The following is a 14,940-nucleotide window of genomic DNA, read 5'->3' on the forward strand; positions in this document are numbered from 1 at the left end:
GTGATGGTGTCTGAAGACATCAAGAACGAAGCTGTCGTAAAGAGCTTTATCGGACAGTTCTCCGCTGAGGTGCGGGCCAATGCCGAGCGGATGTCAGAATACTATAAGCTATTCTACATGCTTGAGAACGACATCAGGAAGTTTATCGACGACACGATGATCGACGCGCACGGATTAGGCTGGTGGGATGCCCATTCCCCGCCTAGTGCAAAAGAAGAATGTAAGAATAACCAGAAGCGAGAGGTTGAGGCCGGTGTAACCGCGCGGTCTGACAATGAGTTAGACTATGTTACGTTCGGTCACTTGGGCGACATCATTCGCGCCAACTACATTTTGTTCGGCGGCATACTCAGCAATGAGAAGGCTCTTGGCCGAGCGATGTTCTCCCTGAACACTTTGCGCGGACCAATCGCCCACTGTGGACTGTTAGCGGAGGACGAGGTGGACCGGCTAAAGCTCGCCGTAAAGGACTGGTTCCGGCTGCTCGAAGGTCCGAAGTAGCGCCTTTGCTGGAGCCCCGATGGCTGTTACAAACGGCTATCGCAACCGTTACAGCCGGCTGCAGAAAAGTTATTATTTTTCAGATGGTTGGTCGGGTCCTGGCAAAATCCCACCCTCTCCGCCATGACAACCTCAGAGACCACCGCGCTCCTGAACGTAGGTGGCCAGGCCGGGGGGTGACGTAGCGCTTTTTCGGCCTCTCGTGTGATTTGGCGGGCGGGAGCGGCAACCGCGTCGCTTTCATTCGGCGGAGGTTGATCCGGCTCGCTGAGCCGCGGGCTGGTCTGTAGGTCGGGCCGCTGGCGGACGCGTCCTCATAACCGCTCGCCCTGCGCGGCTGCGCCAATTAGGCTGAGCCTCGACGCTCGCGCGGGACAGACGCGGGCGCGCAAGGAGGATGCGATGACCTATGCGCCTGCGACCCGCGCGTTCTACGACGCCGACAGCCACATCATGGAACTGCCGGACTTCCTGAAGAAGTACGCCGATCCGGCCCTGCGCGACGAGATTCCGGAGGTGAGCTACTCGGCCTCGATCGTCACCGACGAGGAGGTGGCGGTGATCGTGGGGCAGGGCAACCGGCACAGCGAAGCCCACCGCGCCGAACAGATCGCCATGGGCGACGAGCTGATCGCCAAGTCGAAGGAAATCCAGGCCCTGGGGGCGTTCGACAGCGCCGACCGCTCCAAGGCGCTGGATATGCTGGGCTTCACCAAGCAACTGGTGTTCGCCACCCACAGCCTGCGGATGCCGTTCTCACCCAGCACGAAGCTGGAGCCGCGGCTGCGCTATGGCGCGACCCGGGCGCACAACCGGCACATGGCCGACTTCTGCAAGCCCGACAGCCGGATGATCGGCGTGGCGGCGATTCCGCTGGACGAGCCGGACCTGGCCCTGGCCGAACTGGATTGGGCCCTGGCCCAGGGGCTGGGCGCGGTCTGGGTGCCGCACCGTGCGCCGCTGGGGGACCGGTCGCCGGGCCATGTCGACTTCGAACCGTTCTGGGCGCGGCTGGCCGAAGCGCGCGTGCCGTTCCTGATGCACGTGGGCGGCGCGCCGCTGCAGGTCTCCAAGGCCTGGGGCTCCAATGGCCGCGCGCCGGTGAAGGACTGGCTGGGCGGCGGCGAGAACGTGCGCACCAAGGATGCGGCCCTGCAGCATCAGGCGCCGGAAGGCTTCATCAGCATGCTGGTGCTGGACGGCGTGCTGGACCGGCATCCGAACCTGCGCGGGGCTGCGATCGAGCTGGGGGCCGGCTGGGTCCCGGAAATGCTGCGGCGCCTGGACTGGGTGGCCCGCACCTGGGGTCGCAACGACGCCAATCTGCAGGTCCAGAAGCGCAGCCCGACCCAGCAGATCACCGAGCAGATGGCGTTCACGCCCTTCCCGCTGGAGGACCTGGGCTGCATGCTCGATCAGTCCAGCGCCGATCTCTACCTGTTCTCCAGCGACTATCCGCACATCGAGGGCGGCCGCGATCCGATCGGCAAGTTCGAACGTCACCTGGAGGGCCGCAGCGAGGCGGTGAAGTCCAGGTTCTACGCCGAGAACTTCCTTCGCATAGCGCCGAACGCCGCCTAGCCGCACAGGTTTGACGTAACTCAAGGTCCCGGCCCAGCTTGCGAGGCAAGTCCGCAAGTCTTGGGGGAGCATGCATGGCCAGACTCACGCTGACCTCGCTGGGCGGGGCCGGAACCGTAACGGGATCCAAGCACGTCCTGAGCCACGGCGCGCGCCGCCTCATGGTCGATTGCGGGCTCTTCCAGGGGTTGAAGGCCCTGCGCCTGCAGAACTGGCAGCCCTTGGCGGTGGGCCCGACGCAGCTCGACAAGGTGGTGCTGACCCACGCCCATCTGGATCACAGCGGCTATCTTCCGCGCCTGGTCCGTGACGGCTATGGCGGGGACATCGTCTGCACCGAGGCGACGGCCGACCTTTGCGAGCTGCTGCTGCTCGACAGCGCCAAGATCCAGGAGAACGACGCCGAGTTCGCCAATCGGCATGGGTTCTCGAAACACAAGCCCGCCCTGCCCTTGTATGGCCGCCGCGACGCCCAGCGGGCGCTGGAGCAACTGAAGCCGATCGCCTTCGGCAAGTCCTTCGACCTGGGCCATGGCGCGCATCTGACCTATCGGCGCGCGGGCCATATCCTGGGCGCGGCGACGGCGGAGATCCGCTGGGAGGGGACGACGACTGTCTTTTCGGGCGACCTCGGCCGCTATGGCGATCCGCTGATGCCTGATCCGGAGCCGGTCGAAGCGGCCGACTACCTGCTGGTGGAGTCGACCTATGGCGATCGCCGGCACGAGCCTGTCGATCCCGGCGAGGTCCTAGCCGCAGTGGTCGAGCGGACCAGCCGCCGGGGCGGCACGGTCATCATCCCGGCCTTCGCGGTCGGCCGGGCGCAGGAGCTGCTCTATTATTTCTGGCGCCTGAAGCGGGCGGGCAGGCTGGGCCTGGTCCCGATCTATCTCGACAGCCCGATGGCGATCGACGCCAGCACCATGCTGGCGCGCCATCCGCAGGACCACAGGCTGTCGGCCAGCGACTGCCGGGCGGCTTGCGCCGTCGCCACCTACACCCGCGACGTCGAGGATTCGAAAGCCCTATCGGCCAACACGGTGCCCAAGGTCATCATCTCGGCCAGCGGCATGGCCACGGGCGGCCGGGTGCTGCACCACCTCAAGGCCTATGGGCCCGATCCGCGCAATACGGTGGTCTTCGCCGGCTACCAGGCCGCCGGCACGCGCGGCGAGGCGCTGCTGAACGGCGCGCGCGAGGTCAAGATCCACGGCCAGTGGATTCCGATCCGGGCCGAGATCGCCAACCTGCCGATGCTGTCGGCCCACGCCGATGTCGACGAGATCATGCGCTGGCTGGGCGGTTTCCGCAGGCCGCCCAAGCGGACCTTCATCGTGCATGGCGAGCCGGTGGCCGCCCAGGCGCTGCAACAGCGGATCGAGGCCGATCTCGGCTGGAAGACCACGGTCTCCGAACAGGACGAGCCCTACGCCCTGGCCTGACGGCTTGCCATCGCGCCCCATCCGGCCGAAAGGCTGAGCCGCATGAAGCAGGTCATCGTCGTCAACGAGGCGCTCGCCCTGCCGCCGGGCAAGATGGCGGCCCAGGTCGCGCACGCGGCGGTCGGCGCCTTGCTGAACGCCCCGGCGCAGAAGCAGTCCGCCTGGTTCCAGGCCGGCATGCCCAAGGTGGTGCTGCGCTGCGCTTCGGAAGCCGAGCTGTTCGAGCTGGCCCGCCAGGCGCAGGCCGCCGGTCTGCCGGCGATGGTGATCCGCGATGCGGGCCGCACCGTCGTGGCCGCGGGCACGCCCACCTGCGTCGGCATCGGCCCGGACGAGATCGCGCGCATCGACGCCGTGACCGGCGCGCTCAAGCTGATGAGGTAGCACATGGTTTATTCCACCAAGCGCGGGACCGGGGTCCTGGGGACCATGGAGGCGCCGCTGGAGACGGTGACTTTCGAGGCCACCCTGGAGCACGCCCAGAACGCCATCCTGTCGTTCATCGCCAAGGCTCGGCCGGTCAGCGGCAGGGATCTCTCCGACTACAAGGGCCAGAACCTGATCCTGCAGATCAACGACGGTCCGGCGCTGGGCGTGGTGATCGTCCATGTCGAGGACGGGGAGATTGTCCTGAACCTCGCGCCGAGATGACCAGGGGTCTTTGCGCCCAGGCGGCGAGCTGAAGGGCTCGCCATGGCCAGGACCACGCCTGCGACCCTCGTGCTCGACAAGGCCGGGATCGCCTATGAGCTCTTCACCTACGACTACGATCCCGATGCGCCGCGGGTCGGGCTGCAGGCGGCCGAAAGCCTGGGCGTCCCGCCGGACCGGGTGCTGAAGACCCTGATGGCCCTGGTGGACGGCAAGCCGGTCTGCGCGATCCTCGCCTCGGACGAGGAGGTCGCCATGAAGAAGCTGGCCGCCGCCGTCGGCGGCAAGTCGGCCCAGATGATGAAGCCGGCCGACGCCGAGCGCCTGACGGGCTACAAGGTCGGCGGCGTTTCGCCCTTCGGCCAGAAGCGTCAGGTTCCGACCGTGCTCGACGAGATGGCGACCCTGCACGAGACGGTGTTCGTCAACGGCGGCCAGCGTGGGTTGCAGGTGCTGATCGCGCCGGGCGACCTTGTCGCCGTCCTCGGCGCCGCGGTGGTTTCGTTGACCTGACGAGGCTTGCGGCCCGCCGCCGGCTGGGCGCAGCATGGGCGGGCCTCTTGGGGAAGGCCCTCATGCCGCAGGACAAGTCCGGCGCCTCGACCGTGATCGAGGCGCTCTACGCCGTCGCCGCCGATCCGGCTCAGTGGGAGCAGGTGATCGAGGCGCTGGCCGCGCCCGACGCCGCGCGGCCGGCGCCCACGGTGCGGCCGCCCGCGCCGGGCGGCGAGCGCGTCGGCGTGGTGGTGCTGGGCGCCCGCGGCGGGGCGGTCGCGGCCAATGCGGCGGGCAAGGGCGCCTTCGAGCGGCGGCTGGGCGGGCTGGAGGCTCGCGGCCTGCGGTTCCTGAACGCCTCCAACCATGAGGCGCTCGACCGGGCGCGACGGCGCCTGGCCGAGATTTCCGCCGGGCAGGTGATCGTCAAGTTCACCGATGCGGAGAACGACGGACCGTTCTTCGCCTATGTCATGCCGGCCTCGGCCTTGCCCGATGCGCTGTCCCAGGGCGTACAACCGCTGTCGGGCGGCGAAGACGCCCTGGCCGCCGGGACGATGGCGCTGGTCTTTCCGGCGGTCGACTCCACCGACCGCCTGTGGTCGAGCGTGCGCGAAAGCTTCGGCCTGACGGGCGCCGAACTGCGCCTGGCCGCCCGCCTCGCCGAGGGACTGACCCTGAAGGAGGCGGCGCAGGACCTGGATGTCAGCGTCAACACCCTGCGCAATCAACTCCGCGCGGTGTTCGAGAAGATGGGCCTGAACCGCCAGAGCGAACTGGTCCGGGCCCTGACCCAGCTTTCCTCGCTCGCCTCGGCCTTCGAAGGCGGAGAGGCGCGGGCTTTCGCGCCGGCGATCGTGGCGACGGAGCTGTCGGCCCGCGAAAGCGCGCCGCCGCTTCGCTTTTTCACGCGCGAGGGGCGATCCATTGGCTGGCGTGACTATGGCGATCCGGCGGGGGAGCCGGTGCTGACGGTCGTGCCGGACCTCAGTTCCAGCCTGCTTCGCCGCGGCAGCCACGGCCTGGCCAGGGACCTCGGCCTGCGGCTGATCGTGCTGGAGCGCGCCGGGGTGGGGCGGACCGATCCCTTGCCGCGCTTCAGCTTCGAAGCCGCGGCCGAAGACTATGTTGCGCTGCATCGAGAGCTTGGGCTGGGGCCGGCCGCCATGGTGGCTTTCTCAGATGGCGCGCCTTACGGCCTGGCCGCCGCGGCCGCGCTCGGCGGCGATATCGAGCGCATCCTGCTGGTCACGGGGCGCCGGCCAGGGCCGCAGACCGAGCGGGCCGAAGACGCCGGCCATCTGATGACGCTGTTCTGGCGGCGGATTTCCCGCAACGCCTGGCTGTCGGACATGGTGTTCGAGATCCTGCGTCACGGCCTCAACCGCGCCCAGTTCGAACGCTTCGCCCAGGCGGCCGCTTCGGCCCCGGGGGACAGCGCCTATCTGCGTTCGCACCCGGAGCTGATCGACTTCATGGTCGAATATACGCGCGAGGCCCTGGCGGTGAGCGCGCGGGGCGCATCCGAGGCGATCCGTTGCGCCGCGCGGCCTTCGCGGCTGGACCTCTGCGGGCTCACCGCTCCGATCACCCTCTGGCATGGCCAGGACGACGCCATGACTTCGCCAGACGAAATGCGCGCCTGGCTGGGCGATCATCTGAAGGCCGTCCGGATCGTGCCGAATATCGGCCGCTTTCTTGGCTATAGTCACTGGGAAGAAATCATGGCCTGGGCCGTGCGCGACCAAACCGAGGGTCGCAGATTGACCCGACGCACGTAACCGGCCTTAAGTTACCGCTGATTATAGTGCGTCGCGGCGTGAGTATGCCGCAGTGCGGAGGTGCGTGCGTGGCCAGGACAGGAGCGGCGGTGACGTCGACGGCGATCCTCGAACGTCGGCGGACCTATCACGTCGGCAATGTCCGCAGCCAGTTGCTGTCCGCCGCGCGCGAGATATTGCAGGAGCAGGGCCGGGTCGGGCTCTCCCTGCGGGCCATCGCCGATCGTGGGGGCGTGGCGCCCGGCACCGTCTATTATCACTATGCGGACAAGGCCGCCCTGCTGGGCGGGCTGGCGGTCGACGGCTTCCGGCAACTGGCCGAGGCCATGCGCACGGCCTACGAGACGCGTGGCGAGCAGAGCGGACTGCGATCCACCGGCCTCGCCTATCTGAACTTCCTGCGCGAGAAGCCCGAGCTTTACGAGCTGATGTACGAGGCGCTGGACGCCGGCCGTCGCGCTGACGTGGCCGCGGCCGAGGCCGAGGCGTTCGCCGTCTCTCGCGCCGCGATCGTCGGGGATTTCGTCGGGCAGCACTCTCCCGAAATGGCCGAGAAGATCGCCGAGGCGATATGGGCCTGGGGTCGCGGCATCGCCGCCGTCGCCCTCTCGCGGGCCGAGCCGGGATCGGGCCCCGAGCACGAAACGCTGGAATCGGCCGTGCTGGGCCTGGGGGCCCTGATCGCCGGCCGTTGAGGCCTCCAGCGCCTCTGAAATCCATTACGCAGTCTTTTCTGCGACTTAGCCGTACCGATTCCTCAAATCACTGCGGCCCTTGCGCCACAAGGCGTGGCGAATTTCCAGAGGCTGCGCTTTTTCTCTATTCAAACGGTGTTCGAGACCTCCAGCCTGGGTCTTTAAGCACTCGCGACGGGCGGCTAACGCCCGCGTCTGGCTGGGAGGTTACATTTATGAGTAAGCCGCTGCGCCTACGCAGTCTCTTCATTATGGGCGCGTCCATCGCGGCCATGTCCGCCGCCACTCAGGCCGCGGCCCAAGACGCCTTCACCATCGAGGAACTGGTCGTCACCGCTGAAAAGCGCGAGCAGAGCCTGCAGGACGTCGCGGTCGCCGTGACCGCCTATACGTCCGAGAAGCGCGACATCATGGGCGTGGCCACGGTCGAGGACTTGGCGCGCGTGACGCCCAGCGTCGCCTACACCAACAACGACCGTCTCTCGATCCGCGGCTTCGGCCGCCTGACCAACGCCATCGGCACCGACCCGTCGGTCGCGCTCTATTCCGACGGCATCTTCTCGAACTCGATGGCCGACTCCTCGACGCCTTCGCTGTTCATCGAACGGACGGAAATCCTGCGCGGCCCGCAGGGCACCCTCTATGGCCGTAACTCGATCGGCGGCGCGCTGAACATCATCGGCAAGCGGCCCAGCCACGAGTTCAAGGGCGAGGTCCGCGGCGCGGTCGGCAATTATGGCGCGTGGCGCACCGACGCCCTGGTCAGCGGCCCGATCACCGAAGGCCTGCGCTTCCTGGTCGGCGGCTCCGTCGAGCGCCGTGACGAAGGCTTCATCAAGAACGTCGGTCCGGGCGGCGACACCAGCGCCATGAAGCGCTACATCGTCGAAGGCCAGATCGAAGCCGACCTGGGCGAGAACATCACCGCCCGTCTGCGCTACACCAAGTTCGACTGGGACGACAGCTACGGCGTCGGCAACATCCACGAGAGCGTGATCACGCCCTACGACACGATCTCGCCGACCGGCATCGAGAACAGCGCGCTCTACTACAACCCGACCTTTGGATATAACAAGGTCAACCCGTCGATCGCCGATCCGTACAAGATCGACATGGACCAGACGATGGAGGGCAAGCTCTCCAATCACCAGCGTCTGCACTTCGACCTAAACTGGGACCTGGGCTGGGCCAACCTGAAGTACCTGGCCGGCTACCAGTCCTACACCTACAACACCAATGGCGACGAAGACCGCTCTTCGCGTCAGGGCCTGTTCAACATCGCCACCGCGACGCCGTTCGGCGCCTATACCGCGGTCGGCGTCTCGCCGAACGAGCGCTTCTTCTACACCGAGAAACAGAAGTGGTGGTCGAACGAGATCAACCTGTCGTCCAATTCGGACGGCCCGCTGCACTGGATCGTCGGTCTCTATCAGTACCATCAGTCCTATGCGCAGCCGCAGGGCCTGCGGGTGCTCGGCGATGCGGCCATGCTGGCGCCGCTCAGCCTGGCGACCGGCGGTCCGGCCGCGGCCAACCCCGACGGCAACTACCTGTTCGTCGACGGCACCCTGGAGGTCGACTCCTACGCCGCCTTCGGTCAGATCGACTACGAGTTCGCCGAGAACTGGACCCTGACCGCCGGCCTCCGCTACACGAAGGACGAAAAGAAGGGCACCGACTTCGCCCGCTACGTCTCGCGTAGCCCGACCACCACCACCCTGCTCCAGCAGTATGCGAGCCTTCCGGCCTCGGTCGCCCAGGGCATCGCCCTGGACTTCACGACCTTCGTGGTGTGTGGCGGCGCGACCCTCGCCTCCTGCAACGCGCTGCCCGCCTACGCCAACCTGCGTGAGGGCGACAACGGCGGCCTGGTTCGCGACCTGTCGGGAGACTACGACGCCTGGACCGGCACGCTCGGCGTGCAATGGCAGCCGGACAGCTCCACCAACGCCTACGCCCGCTACAGCCGCGGCTACAAGTCCGGCGGCTGGCTGGCCTCCAACGGCCTGACCGCGGTTCCCTACGCCGATCCGGAGTACGTCGATAACTACGAACTCGGCCTGAAGAAGACCTTCGGCGGCCGCTTCCAGCTCAACTCGGCGATCTTCTACGCCGACTACAAGGGCTTCCAGGCGCCGCTGCGGGTCATCATCAGCGGCTCGACCACCGGCACCCAGTTCCTGAACCTCGACGCGCGCAACTGGGGCGTCGAGCTGGAAGGCCAATGGGCGCCGATCGACAACCTGATGATCTTCGGCAGCTACGCCTACATCAACGCCGAAGTGCGCAACGGTTGCTGCTTCGTCGACGTCAACGACCTGACCGCCTCCAAGCCGGGCGCCAATCCGGTCGGCGGCGTGCCGACGGCGCGTACGCAGAACCTCGAAGGCAACCGTCTGCCTATGACGCCGGAGAACAAGTTCACCCTTGGGGCGAACTACACCTTCGACTTCGATCTAGGCAGCCTGACGCTCGGTGGGACCTATACCTTCACCGACGACATGCAGACGACGATCTTCGCGCAGTCGAATTACACCGCGCCGTCGAACGAGATCGTCGACTTCCGCGCCCTGTGGAAGGACTCCCAGGATCGCTTCACGATCATCGGCTACGTGAAGAACGCCTTCGACGAAGTGGCCTATCAGAGCTCGTCCTCGACGGGCCTGACCGCCAGCGGCGACTACCGCCGCACGGTGAAGCTCAACTTCCCGCGCACCTACGGCGTGGAGTTCCAGTACCGCTTCTAGAGCGCGTTAGGGCGAAGTGTGAGCGGTTCGCCCGCCCGAACGCGCTCTACAGGCTTGATTTAGAGCCCTTTTCAACGGGTTTGGTGTTCCACCAAACCCTAAAGGGCTCTAGGCGGCGTCTGGACGGCTTTGGAAAGGGGCGCTGCGGGAGACCGCAGCGCCCTCTTCTTTGGAAGATCAGTAGCCGGCGGCCGGACGGCGGACCAGACTGTCGCTCATCGAGCTCAGCGAGCTGCTCCGCGCCCGCGTGATGGCAGCGCGCAGGCGGTCTATGTCGGCGCCCTGGATGACCTGATCGCCCACCACGAAGGCTGGAACGCCCTGGAGGCCGATCTCCTGCGCCAGCGCCCGGGTGTCGCCGATCTGCTTGGCGATCGCCGGGTCGGCGAGCGCAAGCTGCAGATCTGCAGGAGTGAGCCCGGCCTTGAGGGCCAGGGCGTCCACCCGCGCCGGAGTCAGCTTCTTCTGATCAAGGAAGGCGCGATAGAGTTCCAGGCCCCGCGCCTTCCCCTGCGGGGTCAAGGCGACGCTGGCGGCATAGTCGGATGTGCTGCCGAACACCGGATATTGCTTGAAGACGAACCGCACGTCGGGGCTCTGCGCGATCAGGGCCAGGACCTCTGGGGCGGCGTTGCTGCAATAGAGGCAGTTGTTGTCGAAGAACTGCACGACCGTCACGTGGCCGTCGGGATGCACCACGAAGTCGCGAGTGTCGCGCTCCAGCCTCGGCTGGGCGTGTTCCAGGGTCCGGGCGGCGGCGGCGATCTTCTTCTGCTTCAGCTTCTGCGCGGCCTCGCGGATGACCTCGGGATGCTCGCGCAGATAGGCGCGCAGCTTCAGCTCGAAAGCCTTGTCTTCGACCTGTTCGCATCCGCCCAGCGCCAGAACGGCGGCGATGGCGATGGATGTTCTGAAGATCGCCGCCATCAATCTTGGTTCCGTCTGCTCGTTCCGATCATGGTTTTCGATGCATTTACTATGAGCATTTCGTATCCGTATCCTTAATGCTATAGTAACAATAGATATAAACCATCAAACTTAAACGCATATACATGTCGTTGCCGCAAGTTCTCGCCGGTCAAGCATTCGACGGTGATCAGCTTGCAACGGCGTTTCGAACATCAATTCCGCGCTCTCGTCCTCGCCGCAGCCCTGGCTGCGCCCGCCATGGCCTACGCCGGTCCGATGGAAGACGCCATTCTGGCCGAGATCAATTTCGCCCGGATGCATCCTCAGGAGTACGCCAGGCGCCTGCAGGCGCAGCCGGTCACGCCCTGGGAGCGCGCGCTTCGCCAGGCCGGGCAGGACGACAACGACCCGGACGCCTTCGCCGAGGCGGTGGCGCATCTTCGGGGCCAGGCCCCGCTGCGGCCGCTGAGGGCGGACCAGGCGCTGGCCACCGCCGCGCTCGAGCATGTCGTGCTGCAAGGCCCGGCCGGGGAGATCGGCCACGACGGCCCTGACGGCGAGCGGTTCTACGAGCGCCTGCGCCGCCATGGCCTTTCGGAGACCATCGCGGCGGAAAACATCGCCTATGGGCCGCCCTCGCCCGCCGAGGTGGTCCGCGCCCTGATCATCGACAGCGGCGTGCCCAGCCGCGGTCACCGGCGAAATATCTTCCACGCCTCGTTTCAGGTCGTGGGGGTGAGCTGCGGGCCGCATCGCGACTACGCCACCATGTGCGTCATGGACTTCGGCGGAACCGCCTCGGGCCTGCGCACCGCAGCCAACGACCGCGCCCGCCCGGCGGCCGAGGAATAATCCGCCTGCCGATCAGCGGCCCCACGGGCCGAGCGGATATTCGGCGTGGGGAAAAATACTCCTGAAAGGCGACTGGACGCGGCCAGCGCTTACCGCCATATCCGGGTGGACGGGGTGGCGAGCAACCTGTCTTACAATTGGTTACACGCGTAGAGGGCGAGCTCCGCTTAAACTGGCGCACATGTTGCATCTTGCAACCAGCGCTGCTGTCGCGCGTACGATAATCGTGCAGCGGGGCTGTACGTGCAGGTCCTCATCCGGCGCAGTACGCCGGAGGCGGGTAGGAGTAGGGCAGAGTAATGACGATCTCGCGATACGTCCTGATAGGCGCGCTGCTTGCGCCCGCGGTCGCCGGTCCCGCTGCTGCGGAAGACTGCTTCCCGAAGGTTCGGGCCGCGGTGGCGCGTCCCGCCGATCCGGGCCGGGCCAAGCCCGTCCATCGTCCTGTCAAGCCGAAGGCCAAGCCGGTCGCTGTCGCCCAGCCGGCGGCCAAGCCGGTCGGAGTGCGCAAGGTCAAGCGCGTTCAGGTGGTTCGCCCGCCGGCGCCGCCTGCACGTCAGCTGCTCGATTCCTCGTTCGAGATGCGGACCAGCGCCTTGCCGCCGGCCCCCTCGACCGAATGCGACACCAAGCCGTCCATCCAGGCCTTGCTGCCTGAGGAGGCCCGTCCGCCGGCCCAGCGCCTGCTCGACGAAATCGCCGGCCCGCCGGAAGCGGTCGCGACCGACGCCCCAGCCGCGCCGGTGCTGCTGGCCGAAGGTCCTGGCGGCGGCTTCGGTCCGTCGTTCGGCGGCCCCGGCGGCTATGGCCCGGGCGGCATCCTCATTCCGCCAGGCGGTGGTGGTGGCGGAGGCGGTGGAGGCGGGGGCGGCGGAACGCCGGGCAATCCCGACCCAGGCCCAGGTCCTGGGCCGAACCCCGATCCGGGCCCCGGCCCTGGTCCCAATCCCGATCCAGGCCCCGGTCCTGATCCGGGGCCCGGCCCCGGCCCTGGCCCTGGCCCTGGCCCTGGACCGAACCCGGATCCGGGTCCCAATCCTGATCCAGGTCCAGGACCCTGCACCATACCTGGCCCCGGCTGTGACCCTGGTCCGGGCCCAGGTCCTGGTCCTGGTCCCGTGAGTCCGGTGCCAGAGCCGGCGACCTGGGCGATGATGATCGTCGGGTTCTTCGGGCTGGGCGCTATGGTCCGCATCCAGCGGAACGGCCGTCGGCTGGAAGCTCAAGAGACTTAGGGAAGAAACCCGCCTCCAAAGGAGGCGGGTTCGGCCTTAGAGAGAGGCGCGCAGCATCCAGAGGTGCTTTTCGTGCGCGGTCAGCCGGTCGGAGATCAGGCTGGCCGTCACTTCGTCTCCGGCCTCCTGCGCCGTCGGCAGAACGCCATAGAGCGTCCCGATCAGGGACTCGTGGCTCTCGATCAGATCCTTGATCATGGCGGCGGCGTCCTTGGTCGGATCGCCGTCCTTGATCGACGAGAGGTTGCCGAAGGCGCCATAGCCCTGCGGCGCCAGCTCGCCCAACGCCCGGATGCGTTCGGCGACCTCGTCGATCGCCGCCCACATCTCGGTGTACTGGGTCATGAACAGCGCGTGGAGCTGCGAGAAGGTCGGGCCGCTGACGTTCCAGTGATAGCCATGGGTCTTCAGATAGACCCCGTAGCTGTCGGCCAGCACCTTCGACAGCCCTTCGGCCACGGTCTTGCGATCCTTTGCGCTGGGTCCGGGGTTCGGCATCGCCGGTCTCCTCATTGAGCTTCGATGATGGCCGAACGAGCATTCGCCGCCATGGTTCCGCTTCGGTCGATCCGCGCCCAGACCCGCTCGTGAACCGCGAAGGCGAGGGTCTGGAAGACCGGCTCGATCAATCCGATGGCCAGGGCCGCATGCCAGTCGCGGGTCAGGGCGAAGGCGACGGTCACCGCGACCAACAGGTGCATCAGGCTGTAGCTGAGTGTCTTCTTGGCGGTCCGCATGGCGTCTTCCAAATTGCGACTAATTCGCAATATAAGCTTGATCCTTGCGATTGGAAGCAGCGGTCGGTCAGATTTTCCTATGATCCGTCAGCGGCATGGCGGCCATTGAGCACCGCGTCCGGCCCGCTCAGCGCCAGGGCGTGGAAGCGCTCGCCCATCAGGCGGTAGCCTTTAGTGTTTGGATGCAGGTCGTCGGGCAGCAGGTGCGCGTCCGCCTCGCTGAACAGTGAAAGGCCGTCGAGATAGCGGATAGCTGTGTCGCCAGCCGCATGGCGGGCGGAGACGACCTGCGCCAGCAGTTCGCGCATGTGCGTCAGCGGCAGGCCCCCGCCCGACGCCTCGGTCTCGCGGCCGGGCGAGAAGATCGGCGAGGCGACGACGATCGGTGTGCGCAGGTGTTTCTCGCGGATGATCGAGATCATCGCGTGGGCGGAGTCGAGGAAGGTCCGCTCCTTGAGCTGGCCTTCCGGATGGACGTTGATCCCGAGCTTCAGGACGATGGCGTCGACGCGGGCGTCGCGGATGATCCGTGCGGCCTGGCCCGACAGCAGGCAGGAGCCGGCCCAGCCCAGGTTCTGGTGCGAAACCCCGGCCAGGCCCGCGGCGACCGCCGGCCAGCCGGCGCTCGCCCCCTCGGCCTCCAGGCAATGGCTGATCGAGCTGCCGTGGAAGAGGATGCGCGGCCGTGGATCGGGGGCGGTGGAGACCTCCGCGCCGTCGTCGACGGCCAGGGCGGAGATGGAGACGGTGGCGGCCTGGGGCAGCCACAGTTCGAGTGTCTTGAAGCCTGCCGGAAGGCCCTCGAACGTCAGGTTAAACGCCTCGTCGCCCACAAACCTGCCGGCTTCCAGGTCGATGGTCGCCCCGCCCTCGGCCCAGGCTCGCTCGTGCAGCACGCCGTCCACGAAGAGGTCGTAGGCGCCGCGCCGCTCGTCCGACACCGGCTCGGCCATCAGCCGCTGGGCGCCGGAGAGCGCCAGCGTGCGCGAGGTCGTGGTCAAGCGGACGCGGCAGCCGGCGGCGCAGGAGCCGACCCAGCGGTTGAAAGCGTCGTAGAAGCCGAGCTCGGCCGCCGGCAGTCGCAGCGGCTGCAGCGAACCTGGCCGGCGGCGGATATCGACATGACCATCCAGCAGCGGCGCGATCTCGTCCAGGCTCAGCGTTCTCATGACATCCCCCCAATTGGCCAGGGCACTAGATCGTGCTTGGATTTGATTGAATCGCGGGATTCCGGTTTTGGGCGGATCGTGATTCAAGATGTGGGCTGGGCGGAGGCCAGCCTGCATGGTTCGACCCTATTCGATGGATCTGCGA

The 14,940-nt window shown here is 67.0% G+C and carries 15 protein-coding genes and 1 pseudogene; 12 read left to right on the plus strand and 4 right to left on the minus strand.

The window, feature by feature from the left end; translation table 11 throughout:
• The 9 genes from ACE3TL_RS13700 to ACE3TL_RS13740 form a co-directional block, all read left to right on the plus strand.
• A partial coding sequence (locus tag ACE3TL_RS13700) for a Swt1 family HEPN domain-containing protein (protein ID WP_374579239.1) occupies positions 1-501 on the plus strand: 501 nt, incomplete at its 5' end.
• A 402-nt stretch (positions 502-903) separates the two neighbouring features.
• The gene (locus ACE3TL_RS13705) at positions 904-2,082 is read left to right on the plus strand and encodes an amidohydrolase family protein (protein WP_374579240.1); all 1,179 of its coding nucleotides are present in this window, start codon (positions 904-906) and stop codon (positions 2,080-2,082) included.
• Positions 2,083-2,156: 74 nt separating this feature from the next.
• Entirely contained in the window at positions 2,157-3,524 is a 1,368-nt protein-coding gene (locus ACE3TL_RS13710; protein WP_374579241.1) for an MBL fold metallo-hydrolase RNA specificity domain-containing protein, read from the plus strand.
• 42 nt (positions 3,525-3,566) lie between these two features.
• Positions 3,567-3,908: a peptidyl-tRNA hydrolase Pth2 gene (gene pth2, locus ACE3TL_RS13715; RefSeq protein ID WP_374579242.1), complete on the plus strand. Its 342-nt coding sequence runs from the start codon at positions 3,567-3,569 to the stop codon at positions 3,906-3,908.
• 3 nt (positions 3,909-3,911) lie between these two features.
• The gene (locus ACE3TL_RS13720) at positions 3,912-4,175 is read left to right on the plus strand and encodes a hypothetical protein (protein ID WP_374579243.1); all 264 of its coding nucleotides are present in this window, start codon (positions 3,912-3,914) and stop codon (positions 4,173-4,175) included.
• A 42-nt stretch (positions 4,176-4,217) separates the two neighbouring features.
• Positions 4,218-4,688 (plus strand): Cys-tRNA(Pro) deacylase, encoded by a 471-nt coding sequence (ybaK, locus tag ACE3TL_RS13725; RefSeq protein WP_374579244.1) that lies wholly within the window; start codon positions 4,218-4,220, stop codon positions 4,686-4,688.
• Positions 4,689-4,750: 62 nt separating this feature from the next.
• Positions 4,751-6,451 carry a hypothetical protein gene (locus ACE3TL_RS13730; protein WP_374579245.1) on the plus strand — a complete coding sequence of 567 codons (1,701 nt, stop codon included), beginning with the start codon at positions 4,751-4,753 and terminating at the stop codon, positions 6,449-6,451.
• A 68-nt stretch (positions 6,452-6,519) separates the two neighbouring features.
• Positions 6,520-7,146 carry a TetR/AcrR family transcriptional regulator gene (locus ACE3TL_RS13735; protein WP_374579246.1) on the plus strand — a complete coding sequence of 209 codons (627 nt, stop codon included), beginning with the start codon at positions 6,520-6,522 and terminating at the stop codon, positions 7,144-7,146.
• A gap of 215 nt (positions 7,147-7,361) precedes the next feature.
• Positions 7,362-9,893, plus strand: coding sequence for a TonB-dependent receptor (locus tag ACE3TL_RS13740; RefSeq protein WP_374579247.1), 2,532 nt, complete (start codon positions 7,362-7,364; stop codon positions 9,891-9,893).
• Between the two features lie 177 nt (positions 9,894-10,070).
• Here ACE3TL_RS13740 and ACE3TL_RS13745 read toward each other — a convergent pair whose 3' ends face one another.
• On the minus strand, positions 10,071-10,820 hold the full coding sequence (locus tag ACE3TL_RS13745; RefSeq protein WP_374579248.1) for a DsbA family protein: 750 nt from the start codon (positions 10,818-10,820) through the stop codon (positions 10,071-10,073).
• 174 nt (positions 10,821-10,994) lie between these two features.
• On the opposite strand from ACE3TL_RS13745, the gene ACE3TL_RS13750 reads away from it, so the two are divergent.
• From ACE3TL_RS13750 to ACE3TL_RS13760, 3 genes and pseudogenes are all read left to right on the plus strand, one after another.
• The gene (locus ACE3TL_RS13750; RefSeq protein WP_374579249.1) at positions 10,995-11,654 is read left to right on the plus strand and encodes a CAP domain-containing protein; all 660 of its coding nucleotides are present in this window, start codon (positions 10,995-10,997) and stop codon (positions 11,652-11,654) included.
• 804 nt (positions 11,655-12,458) lie between these two features.
• Complete coding sequence (locus ACE3TL_RS13755) at positions 12,459-12,776, plus strand: hypothetical protein (RefSeq protein ID WP_374579250.1); 318 nt, start codon at positions 12,459-12,461, stop codon at positions 12,774-12,776.
• Positions 12,776-12,889 (plus strand): annotated as a pseudogene (locus ACE3TL_RS13760) (PEPxxWA-CTERM sorting domain-containing protein); the annotation flags it as partial. The gene ACE3TL_RS13755 and the pseudogene ACE3TL_RS13760, both read left to right, overlap by 1 nt.
• Positions 12,890-12,925: 36 nt before the next feature.
• Here the strand turns inward: ACE3TL_RS13760 and ACE3TL_RS13765 are convergent.
• The 3 genes from ACE3TL_RS13765 to ACE3TL_RS13775 all read right to left on the minus strand — a co-directional run bounded on the left by ACE3TL_RS13765 (position 12,926) and on the right by ACE3TL_RS13775 (position 14,795).
• Positions 12,926-13,387 carry a Dps family protein gene (locus tag ACE3TL_RS13765; protein WP_374579251.1) on the minus strand — a complete coding sequence of 154 codons (462 nt, stop codon included), beginning with the start codon at positions 13,385-13,387 and terminating at the stop codon, positions 12,926-12,928.
• A gap of 11 nt (positions 13,388-13,398) precedes the next feature.
• Positions 13,399-13,626, minus strand: coding sequence for a DUF2061 domain-containing protein (locus tag ACE3TL_RS13770; protein ID WP_374579252.1), 228 nt, complete (start codon positions 13,624-13,626; stop codon positions 13,399-13,401).
• Between the two features lie 77 nt (positions 13,627-13,703).
• On the minus strand, positions 13,704-14,795 hold the full coding sequence (locus ACE3TL_RS13775) for a GDSL-type esterase/lipase family protein (protein ID WP_374579253.1): 1,092 nt from the start codon (positions 14,793-14,795) through the stop codon (positions 13,704-13,706).
• Between the last annotated feature and the right edge of the window lie 145 nt (positions 14,796-14,940).

The sequence above is a fragment of the Phenylobacterium sp. genome, assembly GCF_041920015.1.
Classification (GTDB): domain Bacteria; phylum Pseudomonadota; class Alphaproteobacteria; order Caulobacterales; family Caulobacteraceae; genus Phenylobacterium.